The organism is Brevundimonas sp. (assembly GCF_019636155.1).
Taxonomy (GTDB): Bacteria; Pseudomonadota; Alphaproteobacteria; order Caulobacterales; family Caulobacteraceae; genus Brevundimonas.
Window position 1 is genome coordinate 52,251 of sequence record NZ_JAHBYB010000011.1, and the last position, 12,309, is coordinate 64,559.

Annotated in this window: 14 protein-coding genes; 8 read left to right on the plus strand and 6 right to left on the minus strand. The window is 69.6% G+C overall.

Annotated elements, in window-relative coordinates; translation table 11 throughout:
* Nucleotides 1-619: 619 nt before the first annotated feature.
* The 3 genes from KF910_RS11835 to KF910_RS11845 all read right to left on the minus strand — a co-directional run bounded on the left by KF910_RS11835 (nucleotide 620) and on the right by KF910_RS11845 (nucleotide 3,270).
* Entirely contained in the window at nucleotides 620-1,117 is a 498-nt protein-coding gene (locus KF910_RS11835; RefSeq protein WP_292263131.1) for a hypothetical protein, read from the minus strand.
* An 81-nt stretch (nucleotides 1,118-1,198) separates the two neighbouring features.
* The gene (locus tag KF910_RS11840) at nucleotides 1,199-2,542 is read right to left on the minus strand and encodes an ATP-binding protein (RefSeq protein ID WP_292263133.1); all 1,344 of its coding nucleotides are present in this window, start codon (nucleotides 2,540-2,542) and stop codon (nucleotides 1,199-1,201) included.
* Entirely contained in the window at nucleotides 2,542-3,270 is a 729-nt protein-coding gene (locus KF910_RS11845) for a response regulator (protein WP_292263135.1), read from the minus strand. Before KF910_RS11845 ends, KF910_RS11840 begins: the two co-directional genes overlap by 1 nt.
* 82 nt (nucleotides 3,271-3,352) lie before the next feature.
* Here KF910_RS11845 and KF910_RS11850 point away from each other — a divergent pair, with 82 nt between their 5' ends.
* Nucleotides 3,353-4,234, plus strand: a complete 882-nt coding sequence (locus tag KF910_RS11850; RefSeq protein WP_292263137.1) for a branched-chain amino acid aminotransferase — start codon at nucleotides 3,353-3,355, stop codon at nucleotides 4,232-4,234.
* Nucleotides 4,235-4,243: 9 nt separating this feature from the next.
* Here the strand turns inward: KF910_RS11850 and KF910_RS11855 are convergent, their stop codons facing one another.
* Both KF910_RS11855 and KF910_RS11860 read right to left on the minus strand, forming a co-directional pair.
* On the minus strand, nucleotides 4,244-5,317 hold the full coding sequence (locus KF910_RS11855; protein ID WP_292263138.1) for a hypothetical protein: 1,074 nt from the start codon (nucleotides 5,315-5,317) through the stop codon (nucleotides 4,244-4,246).
* Nucleotides 5,314-6,057: a hypothetical protein gene (locus KF910_RS11860; RefSeq protein WP_292263139.1), complete on the minus strand. Its 744-nt coding sequence runs from the start codon at nucleotides 6,055-6,057 to the stop codon at nucleotides 5,314-5,316. Before KF910_RS11860 ends, KF910_RS11855 begins: the two co-directional genes overlap by 4 nt.
* 137 nt (nucleotides 6,058-6,194) lie before the next feature.
* Between KF910_RS11860 and KF910_RS11865 the strand changes: the two genes are divergently transcribed.
* From KF910_RS11865 to KF910_RS11875, 3 genes are read left to right on the plus strand one after another with little or no spacing between them, the layout of a single operon-like run.
* Nucleotides 6,195-7,466, plus strand: a complete 1,272-nt coding sequence (locus KF910_RS11865) for a NupC/NupG family nucleoside CNT transporter (protein WP_292263141.1) — start codon at nucleotides 6,195-6,197, stop codon at nucleotides 7,464-7,466.
* 31 nt (nucleotides 7,467-7,497) lie between these two features.
* The gene (locus KF910_RS11870) at nucleotides 7,498-8,118 is read left to right on the plus strand and encodes a glutathione S-transferase family protein (RefSeq protein ID WP_292263143.1); all 621 of its coding nucleotides are present in this window, start codon (nucleotides 7,498-7,500) and stop codon (nucleotides 8,116-8,118) included.
* A gap of 7 nt (nucleotides 8,119-8,125) precedes the next feature.
* Complete coding sequence (locus KF910_RS11875) at nucleotides 8,126-8,764, plus strand: YoaK family protein (protein WP_292263144.1); 639 nt, start codon at nucleotides 8,126-8,128, stop codon at nucleotides 8,762-8,764.
* Here KF910_RS11875 and KF910_RS11880 read toward each other — a convergent pair.
* On the minus strand, nucleotides 8,748-9,182 hold the full coding sequence (locus KF910_RS11880) for a PaaI family thioesterase (protein ID WP_292263146.1): 435 nt from the start codon (nucleotides 9,180-9,182) through the stop codon (nucleotides 8,748-8,750). The genes KF910_RS11875 and KF910_RS11880 overlap by 17 nt on opposite strands.
* A 50-nt stretch (nucleotides 9,183-9,232) precedes the next feature.
* Between KF910_RS11880 and KF910_RS11885 the strand changes: the two genes are divergently transcribed.
* The 4 genes from KF910_RS11885 (at nucleotide 9,233) to KF910_RS11900 (ending at nucleotide 12,285) form a co-directional block, all read left to right on the plus strand.
* Nucleotides 9,233-9,547 carry a DUF3253 domain-containing protein gene (locus KF910_RS11885; protein WP_292263148.1) on the plus strand — a complete coding sequence of 105 codons (315 nt, stop codon included), beginning with the start codon at nucleotides 9,233-9,235 and terminating at the stop codon, nucleotides 9,545-9,547.
* Nucleotides 9,537-10,124 (plus strand): uracil-DNA glycosylase family protein, encoded by a 588-nt coding sequence (locus KF910_RS11890; protein ID WP_292263150.1) that lies wholly within the window; start codon nucleotides 9,537-9,539, stop codon nucleotides 10,122-10,124. Before KF910_RS11885 ends, KF910_RS11890 begins: the two co-directional genes overlap by 11 nt.
* Nucleotides 10,121-11,113 (plus strand): alpha/beta fold hydrolase, encoded by a 993-nt coding sequence (locus tag KF910_RS11895; protein WP_292263152.1) that lies wholly within the window; start codon nucleotides 10,121-10,123, stop codon nucleotides 11,111-11,113. Before KF910_RS11890 ends, KF910_RS11895 begins: the two co-directional genes overlap by 4 nt.
* Before the next feature lie 74 nt (nucleotides 11,114-11,187).
* A complete protein-coding gene (locus KF910_RS11900) occupies nucleotides 11,188-12,285 on the plus strand; it encodes a Glu/Leu/Phe/Val family dehydrogenase (RefSeq protein ID WP_292263154.1) in 1,098 nt (365 codons plus the stop codon).
* Nucleotides 12,286-12,309: the final 24 nt, after the last annotated feature.

Genomic DNA, 12,309 nt, shown 5'->3' on the forward strand with positions numbered 1-12,309 from the left:
TACATCCACGCCGGGCGAAGGCCCGACGCTCCGCCGCCTTCCCACAACTTCGCAGCCCCACCGGCGCGGAGGCGCCGCCAATTCCGCCCTCAAGCCGCGAGCCGCCGCGCGGCGAGCATAGGGCAGGCCATTGCCCTCAAGCCGCGAGCGACCGCGTCGCGAGCATAGGGCAACCAACAAGCCTTCTCCCCTTGTGGGAGAAGGTGGCCCGCGCAGCGGGTCGGATGAGGGGGAGGCCTGATCCAGGCTGATCATCAGACGCCCATCGCGCGGACCCAGCCCCCCTCATCCGTCAGGCTTCGCCTGCCACCTTCTCCCACAAGGGGAGAAGGACGATGGGGCGCTAAGGGGCTCTTCGGGACACGACGAACAGACCCCCTCCGTCTCGGCCGCTGCGCGTCCGATCCACCTCCCCATCGCTGCGCGACAGGGAGGAGACGGACGGGGCCAGCATCCGACGCCGTCTCACACGCCGGAGAGACCCCTCATCCGACCTCGCTGCGCTCGGCCACCCGTCGTCGGTCGCATGCGACCTTCCTCCACCCGCAAGGGGAGAAGGACAGATGGGGCGTCGTCTCCTCCATTGACCGAGGGGGAAGAGGCGGCGCTACCGCGCCCCCTAACGCAGCGCCACCCGGCCGTCGGCCAGGCCGGTCGCCAGGCGGCTGTAGGCGCGGTCGGCGTCCTGCCAGGTGCTGAAGCCCTGCACGTCGCGCAGGTCCTGGGTGAAATATTCGAACTGGCCGGTCCGGCGCTGGCCGTCCGCCGTCGTCACCTCGATGTCCACCGCGGCGCCGCCCAGGGCGATGCTGTGGATCTGAGACAGACCCGGCGCGCGGCTGACCTGGCGGAAGGTGGGGCGGTTGGGCTTCAGGTCGGTCAGGACCAGCCGCACCTGGGCGCCGTCCAGCCGGCCCGAGCGGTTCAGTTCCCCGGCCACCACCTGGGCCAGGCGGTCGGCCTGTCGGCGCACCTCCTCGCGGCCCAGGTCCAGCGACTGGGCCTGGAGGCGCGGCCCGATCTCGACCGAGACGCGCGGCTGGGACGGCTGGGCCTGGGTCGAGGCGGCGATGGCCAGGACGGCGGCGACCGGGGCGATGAAGGCGAGGCGGCGCATGGCGGACTCCTTACGAAACACACCTGACAAGATGTGGTCTGCGACCCGCCGGGGCCAGACCCGGCGCGAAAATGTGAACGCTCAGCCCGGCAGCCGCACCACGGCCTTCAGCCCGCCCATCTCGCTCTGGTCCAGGTCGATATCGCCGCCGTGGCCGCGCGCCACGTCGCGGGCGATGGCCAGGCCCAGCCCCACCCCCTTGCGGTTCTGATTGCGCGCCGGGTCCAGGCGGGAAAAGGGCCGGAACGCCTCCTCGCGCATCGCCTCGGGGATGCCGGGGCCGTCGTCCTCGACGACGATCTCGACCCCGCCGGACGGCAGGGCGCGGGCGCTCAGCCGCACATGCTCGCCATGGGCCGCCGCATTGCCGGCCAGGTTGGTCAGGGCGCGCTTGAAGGCGATGGGGCGCAGGGCGGCGGTCAGGCCGTCGGGCGCCGCCACCTCGACCTCGGCCCCGGCGCGGCGCACATCCTCGCCGGCGGCGCGCAGCAGGGGCGCCAGTTCGACCGGCTGCACCGCCTCCCCGGCCTCGCCGCGCGCGAAGGCCAGGTATTCGTCGATCATATGCTCCATCTCGTCCAGGTCGCCCTTCATCGCCGCCTGGCGCTTGAACGGCGGGGCCAGGGCCAGCTCCAGCCTCAGCCGCGTCAGGGGTGTCCGAAGGTCATGGCTGACCGAGGCCAGCAGCGCCGTGCGCTGTTCGATATGGCGCTGGATGCGGTCGCGCATGGCCAGGAAGGCGACGGCCGCGGCCCGCACCTCGCGCGCGCCGTGCGGCTTGAACCGCGGCGCGGTCTCGCCCCGGCCGAAGGCCTCGGCCGCCTCGGCCAGCCGCTCGATGGCCCGCACCTGGTTGCGGATGAACAGGATCGCCACCCCCAGCAGCAGCACCGTCGCCACCATCAGCCACAGGACGAAGATATGAGCCTGGGTCGCCACCGCCCGCTCACGCGGGGCGATGATCCGCAACACCCCCTGGGGCTGCTGCACCCGGATGTCGACATAGGCCGGATAGCGGGTGGTCGAGAACCAGAAGGGCGCGTCCAGCCGCGCCGCCAGGGCTCGCTCCATGGCCCGGTCGACAACGCCGATCGGGCCGCGTTGCTGCTCGCGCGGCAGTTCGGCCTCTTCCTGCAGGGCGATCGACAGGGACATGGACCGCTCGGCCCGGTCGGCGATGACGGCCAGGTTCTGGGCCGTCGGCTGGTCGGCATAGCTTTCGACCGCCCAGGCCACGTCCCCGGCCAATCCCTCGGACAGGCGGGCCGTCACCGTCTGCCAGTGGGCGTCGAAGAAGACCCAGGTCACCGCCGCCTGCATGATCAGCACGGGCAGGACGATGATCAGCAGCGACCGCCCCCACAGGCTCGTCGGCAGCCGCCGCTTCAGAAACCGCGGCCACAATGACGCGGGCAACAGGCGCATCAGTCCGGGGCCAGCATGTATCCGACGCCGCGCACCGTCTGGAGATAGCGCGGGTTCTTCGGGTCGGCCTCCAGCTTGCGGCGCAGCCGGGTCACCTGGACGTCCACCGCCCGGCCGGCGATGTCGGCCGTGTCGGGCGACAGGGTCATCCGCTCGACCGGCGAATGGGCGTGGATGGCCAGGGTCTTCAGCAACTGGGCCTCCGCCTCGGTCAGCCGCAGCGGCTTGCCGTCGCGCGACAGCTCCAGCCGCTCCATGTCGAAGGTCGCGGCGCCCAGGCGGATTTCGCGCGGGGTCATCGGCTTGCCCCCGGTCCGCCGCAGGATGGCGTCGATGCGCAGCGCCAGTTCCCGCGGCTCGAACGGCTTGGACATATAGTCGTCGGCGCCCCGCGACAGCCCCTCGATGCGGTCGTCCGGATCGCCCCGCGCGGTCAGCAGCAGCACCGGCGTCTTCGACAGTTCGGCCTTGTTGCGGACCCAGCTGGTGAACTCCAGCCCGCTTTCGCCCGGCATCATGACGTCCAGAACCACCAGGTCGAAGTCGATCAGCTCCATCAGCCGGCGCGCGGCGGCGGCGTGGGCCGCCCCGGTGACGCGATACCCTTCGCGCGTCAGGAACTCCTTCAGCAGTTCGCGGATGCGGTCGTCGTCGTCGACGACCAGCAGGTGGCGCCCGTCGCCCGGTCCGGCGACCGGCCCCGAACGGCCCGAACCCGGCGCGCTCATCGGCGCCCCCCGGCGCGGACGGCGTTGACGCAGGCGATCCGGGCGGCTCTAACCCTCAAGACGACGCGGGAGATGTTGTTCAATGGCCTTCGTTCCTATCGACGATCGTGACGGCTGGATCTGGATGGACGGTGAATTCGTGCCGTGGCGCGAAGCCCGCGTGCACGTTTTGACCCATGCGCTCCACTACGCCTCCTCGGTGTTCGAAGGCGAGCGGATGTATGAGGGCCAGATTTTCAAGCTGATGGAGCATACCAACCGTCTGTTCCGCTCGGCCGAGGTGCTCGACTTCCGGATTCCGTTCACGGTGGCGCAGATCAACGAGGCCTGCAAGGAAACCTGCGTCAGAAACGGCCTGACCAACGCCTATGTGCGCCCCATCGCCTGGCGCGGCTCGGAACAGGTCAGCGTCCCGGCCCAGAACACCACGGTCCACGTCGCCATCGCCGCCTGGGACTGGCCCAGCTATTTCGACCCCGAGACCAAGAAGAAGGGCGTCCGTCTGTGCTGGGCGCCCTACAAGCGGCCGTCGCCCGAAACCGCCCCGACCGAGGCCAAGGCGGCGGGCCTCTACATGATCGGCACCATCAACCGCCACTACGCCGATGCGCGCGGATACGCCGACGCGATGCTCCTGGACTGGCGCGGCTATGTGGCCGAGGCGACGGGGGCCAATGTCTTCTTCGTCCAGGGCGACCGCCTGATCACCCCGCCGGCGGACGGCGCCATCCTGAACGGCATCACCCGCCAGACGGTGCTGGAGATGCTGGCGGCGCGCGGGCTGGAGGTCGAGGTGCGCCACATCAAGCCCGAGGAGCTGTCCGGCTTCGACGAATGCTTCCTGTGCGGCACGGCGGCCGAGATCACTCCGGTCAGCGAGATCGGCGACTACCGCTTCACCCCCGGCGACATCAGCCTGGGCCTGCTGGCCGACTACGACCGGCTGGTGCGGGGGCAGGGCTGACGCCTCGGTTCAGACCTGCTGGCGCAGGCGGGCGATGGTGAAGACCACCGCTGCGGCCAGGCCGACCAGCAGGCTGACCGCGATCTCCTCCCAGGCCGTGACGCCGGGCACGAAATCGAAGGCCAGCAGCACCTGGACCACGCCGAGCGAAAAGATCACCCCCGTCTGTGTCGAATCGCGCGCGACGGCCGAAAGGATGCTGCGCCGGACGACCAGGGCGGTGGAATGATCGGCCGCCTGGCCCGGATAGCGCCCGACGCCCATGCGGCGCATGTCCAGATCCATGAACAGGGGCGGCAGGTCCGGCTCGATCATGCCGGCCTTCATTGACGCCCGGGCGCGGCTCCGGCTCAGGAAGCCGTGTTCCACGAACTGGCCGTAGTCATAGAGGTGCAGTCGGGCGTTCGGATAACGGGCGGGAAACAGCCGGGACAATTCTTCGCGTTCGGCCAGGAATTCGCTCGACGCAGGAAACAGGCTGGTGGTCCGGGCGCGGATGTCGAACCGCTGGACGAACCCTTCCGTGTCGGTCACGGCGAAGCTGCGTTCGACCGAGACCTTGTCGAAATCCTGGGCGCCCAGGGCTTGGCTGGCGTCGATCGGCGCCCGCACATAGCCTTTTTCGATATCCGGCACACTGGCGGACTTGCAGCGGAAGACGACGAATCGGATGCCGAACAGTCGCGCCGCCCCCAGACCCAGCCGGTTCCAAAAGGTCCGTCTGGCCGGCAGCAGAAAGACCGGCATCGACCCCAGGTCGCGGAAGATGCGCAGTGGTATGCCCAGGGCGTTGCGCAGGGTCTGATCGACTTCGATCACCGCCTCCTCGGCATCCAGCCGGGCGTCCTTCACCACCTGGCAGTGGACGGCGATATAGGGATTGCAGAAGTTCAGGCCGTCTCGAACCTCGGCCAGCGCCGGGTGTTCGAACGCCAACACGGCCCAGCGGCCTATGCCCATCTGCTTCGCCAGTCGCGGGCCGACCACCACCGAATACCCCTCGGGAAAACGGGAGCGGTCCCTGGTGCCGCGGATGGTCACCAGATTGGCGGGCCGGAAGCAGGCGGTGGGCGCGTCGATCATGCGGCGGGATTCGCGCGGACGAAATCTCGAAACGTGTCGATCAGCTCCGGGTCCGCCAGCGCCTGCGCGACATAGGCCCGGGGCGTCATGCCGGCCGCGAAACGCGCCAGCATGCGTCCCAGGACTTGGGCCTGACTGAAACCGCCTGCGCCAGCGCAAGAAAACTCGACGAGCGGCGCCGGATGACCATCCAGCATCAGGGGCGCGAACCGGCTCATGAAGACGTGGACCGGCACGTCGAGAAACAGACCCGCGCGGGCGGCTTCCTCTTCGGATAGCCGCCGAAGGTCATAGTTGCCGGTTCGGGTCTCGCTTTCGACGAAGGCGTCCAGATCATGCCGGTCAATCATCACCTGAAACGGCTCCGCATGCCCTAGTCCGGCAGCGAAGGTGGCGGGGATCGCGCCATAGTATGAAACGGTCGCCGCATAGACCGGGGTCCAGCCCGAACACCGAGTCCGCACCGCCAGCGCCCGCCCGACGGGAGCGCGCGCCAGCTTTCCCGCCAGCCGTCTCGGGCTGGCGTTGGAGCCGCAGGTCAGCAGGCAGACCGGATCGTCCAACTCCAGCACGGCCAGCGCCGGGTTGTTTTTCCGGACTTCGGGACCGGCGGAAACCGCGACAGGTCGCATCGCCCCTTCGGCCTCGACCACGAAACTCGCGCGCGGCGGCTCGAACGGATAGTCCAGGGCATCGGCGACCGTCAGGGTCTGCAGGGCGCGGTGGTCGGTTGAGGTCACGGGCCTCTCTTTCGCTTCCTGACCAGCTAACGCCTGGAGGCGACGGGTTCAACCGGCCGTCCCGCTGGATGCGCGATGCTTGCAGCCGGCCAAGAACGCGTTCAACAGATCGCGGGGAGAAGGGGAGTCGCCGGCGAATGTTCAGCATCCTGAACCTGCAGAGCCTGCTGGGCCTGTTCGTCGTTGTCGCGGCCTGCTGGGGTCTGTCCGAGAACAGGCGCGCCTTTCCCTGGCGTCTGGCCCTGGGCGCGGTGGCGGTGCAGGCGGCCCTGGTGCTGGCCCTGTTCGCCATTCCGGGATCTCAGGCGGTGCTGAACGCCGTCACCGGTGCGGTCGACGGCCTGGCGGCGGCGACCAATCGCGGGACCCAGTTCGTGTTCGGATACCTGGCCGGGGGCGACCAGCCCTATGCGGTGGCGAACCCGGGGGCCCTGTTCACCTTCGCCTTCCAGGTCCTGCCGCTGATCCTGGTGATCTCGGCCCTGTCGGCCCTGCTGTGGCACTGGAAGGTGCTGAAGTGGATCACCCACGGGTTCGGCATCCTGTTCCAGAAGACCATGGGGCTGGGCGGCGCCTCGGCCCTGGCGGTGGCGGCCAACATCTTCCTGGGCATGATCGAAAGCCCCATCGTCATCCGCGCCTATCTGGACAAGCTGACCCGGTCCGAGCTGTTCCTGCTGATGGTGGTCGGGCTGGCGACCGTGGCGGGTTCGACCATGGTGGCCTATGCAGCGATCCTGGCGCCGGTCCTGCCCAATGCGGCGGGCCATGTTCTGGTCGCCTCCATCGTCTCGGCGCCGGCCGGGGTCCTGCTGGCGCGGATCATGGTTCCCGAGACGCCGGGGGAGGGCGGGGCCCACGCCGATTATGACTCCGCCCTGAAATACGACAGCGCCATCGACGCCATCGTCAGGGGCACGGCCGACGGCCTGATGGTGGTGCTGAACATCTCGGCGGTGCTGATCGTCTTTGTGGCCCTGGTGGCGCTGGTCAACATCATGCTGGGCGGGTTCTGGCTGTTCGGCGATCCTGTGACGGTCGAGCGGCTGCTGGGCTGGGTCTTCATGCCGGTGGCCTGGCTGACGGGGGTGGAGTGGTCAGAGGCGGGCCGGGCCGGCTGGCTGCTGGGCGTCAAACTGACCCTGACCGAGTTCGTGGCCTTCATCGAACTGGGCAAGGTTCCGGCCGCCGAGATGAGCGAGCGGACGCGGATGCTGATGACCTATGCCCTGTGCGGCTTCGCCAACATCGGTTCGGTCGGCATCACGGTGACCGGCCTGTCGGTGCTGATGCCCGAACGGCGCGAGGAGGTGCTGGGCCTGGTGTGGAAGGCGCTGTTCGCCGGCTTCCTGGCCACCCTGATGGCCGCCTGCATCGTCGGCGTCTTGCCCCCGGCCGTCTTCGCCTGATAGCCGTTGCGATAAGCAACGGAGCCGACCCATGAAGCTGTACACCTCGCATCGCGCGCCCAATCCCCGCCGGGTCCGCTGGGTCATGGCCGAAAAGGGGATCGAGGGGGTCCAGATCGTCGAGGTCGACCTTCTGGCCGGCGAACACCGCACGGCCGACTATCGGGCGAAATTCGGCGTGCCCCACGTCCCGGCGCTGGAGCTGGACGACGGGACCTGCCTGACCGAGTCCCTGGCCATCTGCCGCTATCTGGAGGCCCTGTATCCCGAACCGAACCTGTTCGGCCGCGATCCGGCCGAACAGGCGATGATCGAGATGTGGACCCGCCGCTGCGAATTCTACCTGGCCAATCCGATCATGCTGAGCGTGCGCCACACCCATCCGGCCCTGGCCGCCCTGGAGGCGACCCAGATGCCGCAGCTGGCCGACTACAACCGTCTGGCGGCCGAGAAATACATGCGCTCGCTGGACCGGCGCCTGGCCGACCGCGAATGGATCGCGGCGGACCGGTTCACCATCGCCGACGTGGTGGCGGCCGTGGGCCTGGATTTCGCCCGCCTGATCAAATACCGGCCGCCGGAAGAACTGATGAACCTGAACCGATGGCTGGAAGCCGCCAGGGCGCGCCCCGCGGCCGGGGCGGGGCTGTGATGCGGCGATGAGGAGCCTGGCGCCGTCCGAGCGGGTGCTGGCGACCCTGCTGGCCGCCCTGGCCGGCTATGTCGACAGCCTGGGCTTCCTGCAGATGGGCGGGCTGTTCGTCTCCTTCATGAGCGGGAATTCCACGCGCCTGGCGGCCAGCCTGGCCCAGGCCGACTGGGTTCCGGCGGGGGTTGCGGCGGGACTGCTGGCCCTGTTCGTGCTCGGCGCCCTGTTGGGGGCCCTGGTCGCGGGATCGGGCGGACCTCGGTCGCGCAGCCGGGTGCTGATGGTCGAGACCGGCCTTTTGGCGGGGGCGGCCTGCGCGGGAGCGATGGGCGCGGCGCCGCTGGCGGTGGCCCTGATGGTCCTGGCCATGGCGGTCGAGAACTCGGTCTTCCTGCGCAATGGCGAGGTGGGGGTCAGCCTGACCTATATGACCGGCACCCTGGTCAAGATCGGCCAGGCCCTGGCGGCGGCTCTGCGCGGCGGCGACCCCTGGGCCTTCCGGCCCTATCTGGTCCTGTGGATCGGGCTGATCGGCGGCGCCGTGATCGGCGCCCTCAGCTATGGAGCGATGGGTCTGGCGGCGCTGTGGCCCGCGGTCCTGCTGTCCGCCGCCCTGGCCGCGGCGACGCGGCTCAGGCCCGCGGGGTGAATTTCCGGATCACGCCCGAGAAGGTCATCACCGTCCGCGCCTCAACCGTGATCTGGCCGCGCACGAAGATCAGCGATCCGCCCGCGCGCACCACCTCGCCCGTCGCCTCGACCAGTTCGCCCTCATAGACGCCGTCGACCAGGGTGGAATCCAGCTGGACGGTGACGCCGTTCTTGCCCTCCATCTCCTGATAGGCGGTCTGGAACAGGGCGATGTCGGCGAAGGTCATCAGGCAGCCGCCGTGCATTCGCCCGCCCATGTTCATGTGCTTGGCCTCGGCCCGGAAGGCGCAGCGCATCCGTCCGTCGGGATCGGGCCGGAAATAGAAGGGGCCCACCACCTGGTCGAAGGTGCCGTGGGTGTCATAGGTCTTCCAGCCGGCGAACTCGCCCTGCGTCACCGTGACCTTGCCGACCATTGGATGCCTCTTGCCTTCTTTCCGCTCTCGCAATGCAGCATATAGGCGCGATGAGCGACCCCATCGAATCCGCCATCTTCGAAAAATTGTCGGCCGTCGACCCCAGGGGCGACAACGGCAAGAGCATCGAGCCGTCCGACGTGGCCAAGGCCCTGCAGCCGGAACAATGGCGGCGCATGCTGCCGCGCGTGAAGGCGACGGCCCTGGGCCTGATGCGTGACGGCCGTCTGACCCTCACCAAGAAGGGCAAGCCCATCGACCCGGCCCAGATGAAGGGGGTCATCCGCCTCCGCCATCCCACGGCCGAAGAGGCGGCGGCGGCCAGGGCGGCGTTTCCGCCAGTGTCCGAAGAGGATGATGGCTGACCTTTCAGCCATCCTGGACGACATCCGCGCCTGCCGCGCCTGTGCGGGCGACCTGCCGCATACGCCGCGTCCGGTGGTCATGGTCTCGGCCGAGACCCGCCTGCTGATCTGCGGCCAGGCGCCGGGGCGGCGGGTGCATGAGAGCGGCCTGCCCTTCACCGATCCGTCCGGCGACCGGCTGCGCGACTGGATGGGCGTGGATTTCGAGACCTTCTACGCCGATCCGCGCATCGGGGTGGCGGCCCAGGCCTTCTGCTATCCCGGCACGGCGTCGAAGGGGGGCGACTATCCGCCGCCGCCGCGCTGCGCCGCCTTGTGGCGGCCGCGATTGCTGGCTGAACTGCCGCGTGTGGAACTGACCCTGCTGGTCGGCGGCTACGCCCAGGCCTGGGCGCTGAAGGAGCGGATGAAGGCGAACACGACCGAGACGGTGCGCGCCTGGCGCGACTATGGCCCGGCCATTCTGCCGCTGCCGCACCCGTCGTGGCGCAACACCGCCTGGCTGCGGAAGAACCCGTGGTTCGAGGCCGAGGTGGTTCCGCATCTGAGGGCGCGGGTGCGGGAGATGCTGGCGTGAAACGGATCGCGCTGCTGCTGGCGCTGCTGATGCTGTCCGCCTGCGCCGCGCCCATGGTGCAGGCGCCGCTGATCCCGCCGGCGGGGTTCGCCGGGCCGCGGATCGAGGAACAGGCCTTTGTCGTCAGGGACGGCGGGCGGCTGCCCTATCTGCGCTGGTCGCCGGAAGGGCCGCCGCGCGCGGTGGTGGTGGCCCTGCACGGCATGAACGACACCGCCGCCTCCTTCCGCCTGGCCGGACCCTGGTGGGCGGAACAGGGGATCGAGACCTGGGCCTATGACCAGCGCGGCTTCGGCCAGGCGCCGGGGCGCGGCGTCTGGGCCGGAGAAGCCGCCATGACCGACGACCTGCGCGACGTCGTGGCCCTGGTCCGCGCGGCGCGGCCGGGGGCTCCGGTCATCGTGACGGGGGAAAGCATGGGCGGGTCGGTGGCCATCGCCGCCTTCGCCTCGGACCATCCGCCCGACGCCGACAGGGTGCTGCTTCTGGCGCCCGGGGTCTGGGGCTGGTCCAGCCAGGGGCCGGTCAACCGGGCCGCCCTGTGGGTCGCCGCCCGCGCCATGGGCGACCGGCCGGTGGGCACGCCCCAGTTCGTGGCCCGGCGCATCATGGCCTCGGACAATCTGGTCGAGTTGATCCGCGTCGGCCGCGACCCGTCCAGCCTGATGCGAACCCGGTTCGACGCCGTGTCGGGCCTGGTCGACCTGATGGAGACCGCCTCGCTGAACCTGGGCGCGATGCGACGGCCGACCCTGCTGATGTATGGGGCCGGGGATCATGTGATCGCGCGCGGTCCCATGCGGCTGGCGCTGGAGCGGGCCGGGGACGCGCCGAACCTGACGACCGCCTGGTATCCCAAGGGCCGCCACCTGCTGAACCGCGACCTGGACGCCGAGACGGTCTATCGCGACGCCCTGGCCTTCTTCCTGGATCCCGCGGCGCCCCTGCCGTCGGGCGCGCAGAACGTTCAGGCCGCCCTGGCCCGGTAGGGCTCCGCTTGCCTCCGCCCCGCTCAGGCCCTATTTGGCGCGCAAGAAAAATAAAACCCCAGGAAAGGCCTGTCATGGGCAAGACGCTGTTCGATTCCCCGTCCTTCGCGAACCACGAAGGCGTCCACAGCTTTTTCGACGAAAAAACAGGCCTGAAGGCGATTGTTGCGGTGCACTCCACCGCGCGCGGTCCGGCGGTCGGCGGCTGCCGCATGTGGAACTACGCTTCGTCGGCCGAAGCCCTGGAGGACGTGCTGCGCCTGTCGAAGGGCATGAGCTACAAGAACGCCATCGCCGATCTGGAGATGGGCGGCGGCAAGTCGGTCATCATCGGCGACAGCCGGACCCAGAAGACGCCTGAACTGTTCCGCGCCTTCGGGCGGGCGATCGACACCCTGGGCGGCTGCTATTATTCGGCCGAGGACGTCGGCGTCTCGGTCGAGGACATCGCCGAGGCCCGCAAGGTCACCCCCTATGTCCTGGGCCTGAAGGACGGTCCCGAAGCCTCGGGCGACCCCAGCCCGGTGACGGCCGAGGGCGTGTTCCGTTCGACCCTGGTCGCCGCCCGGCGCCTGTGGAAGCAGGACGACCTGACCGGCCTGACCGTCGCGGTCCAGGGCGTCGGCCATGTCGGCGGCTATCTGGCGGACAAGCTGCACAAGGCGGGCGCCAAGCTGGTGATCACCGACGTGAACGTCCAGGCCCTGGAAGAGGTCGCGGCCCGCACGGGCGCCCAGGTCGTGGCGCCGGACGCCATCTATGACGCCAAGGCCGACATCTACGCCCCCTGCGCCCTGGGCGCGACGCTGAACCCCGAGACGCTGGATCGTCTGACGGTCAAGGCTGTGGTCGGCGCCGCCAACAACCAGCTGGCCACGGCGGACATCGGCCAGGCCCTGTTCGACCGGGGCGTCCTCTATGCGCCCGACTATGTCATCAACGGCGGCGGCATCATCAATGTGGCCTCGGAAATGACCGCGCGTCAGACCGGGGGCGCCTATGACCCGGCCTGGGTCGAGGCCAAGCTGGTCCGGCTGATGGAGACGCTGGAAGAGATCCTGGAACGCTCGGCCGCCGAGAAACGCCCGACCCACGAGATCGCCGACGCCATCGCCGAGGCCCGCATCAGCGCCGCCGCCGTCGAAAAGGCCCAGCTGCGCAAGGCGGCCTGAGGCCGCTCCGGCCTGCCAGGCGCG

Excerpts from the sequence above, each read along its gene's own strand:
- KF910_RS11835 (WP_292263131.1), bottom strand. The coding sequence starts at position 1,117 with ATGCGCCGCCTCGCCTTCATCGCCCCGGTCGCCGCCGTCCTGGCCATC.
- KF910_RS11840 (WP_292263133.1), bottom strand. The coding sequence starts at position 2,542 with ATGCGCCTGTTGCCCGCGTCATTGTGGCCGCGGTTTCTGAAGCGGCGG.
- KF910_RS11845 (WP_292263135.1), bottom strand. The coding sequence starts at position 3,270 with ATGAGCGCGCCGGGTTCGGGCCGTTCGGGGCCGGTCGCCGGACCGGGC.
- KF910_RS11850 (WP_292263137.1), top strand. The coding sequence starts at position 3,353 with ATGGCCTTCGTTCCTATCGACGATCGTGACGGCTGGATCTGGATGGAC.
- KF910_RS11855 (WP_292263138.1), bottom strand. The coding sequence starts at position 5,317 with ATGATCGACGCGCCCACCGCCTGCTTCCGGCCCGCCAATCTGGTGACC.
- KF910_RS11865 (WP_292263141.1), top strand. The coding sequence starts at position 6,195 with ATGTTCAGCATCCTGAACCTGCAGAGCCTGCTGGGCCTGTTCGTCGTT.
- KF910_RS11870 (WP_292263143.1), top strand. The coding sequence starts at position 7,498 with ATGAAGCTGTACACCTCGCATCGCGCGCCCAATCCCCGCCGGGTCCGC.
- KF910_RS11875 (WP_292263144.1), top strand. The coding sequence starts at position 8,126 with ATGAGGAGCCTGGCGCCGTCCGAGCGGGTGCTGGCGACCCTGCTGGCC.
- KF910_RS11880 (WP_292263146.1), bottom strand. The coding sequence starts at position 9,182 with ATGGTCGGCAAGGTCACGGTGACGCAGGGCGAGTTCGCCGGCTGGAAG.
- KF910_RS11885 (WP_292263148.1), top strand. The coding sequence starts at position 9,233 with ATGAGCGACCCCATCGAATCCGCCATCTTCGAAAAATTGTCGGCCGTC.
- KF910_RS11890 (WP_292263150.1), top strand. The coding sequence starts at position 9,537 with ATGATGGCTGACCTTTCAGCCATCCTGGACGACATCCGCGCCTGCCGC.
- KF910_RS11900 (WP_292263154.1), top strand. The coding sequence starts at position 11,188 with ATGGGCAAGACGCTGTTCGATTCCCCGTCCTTCGCGAACCACGAAGGC.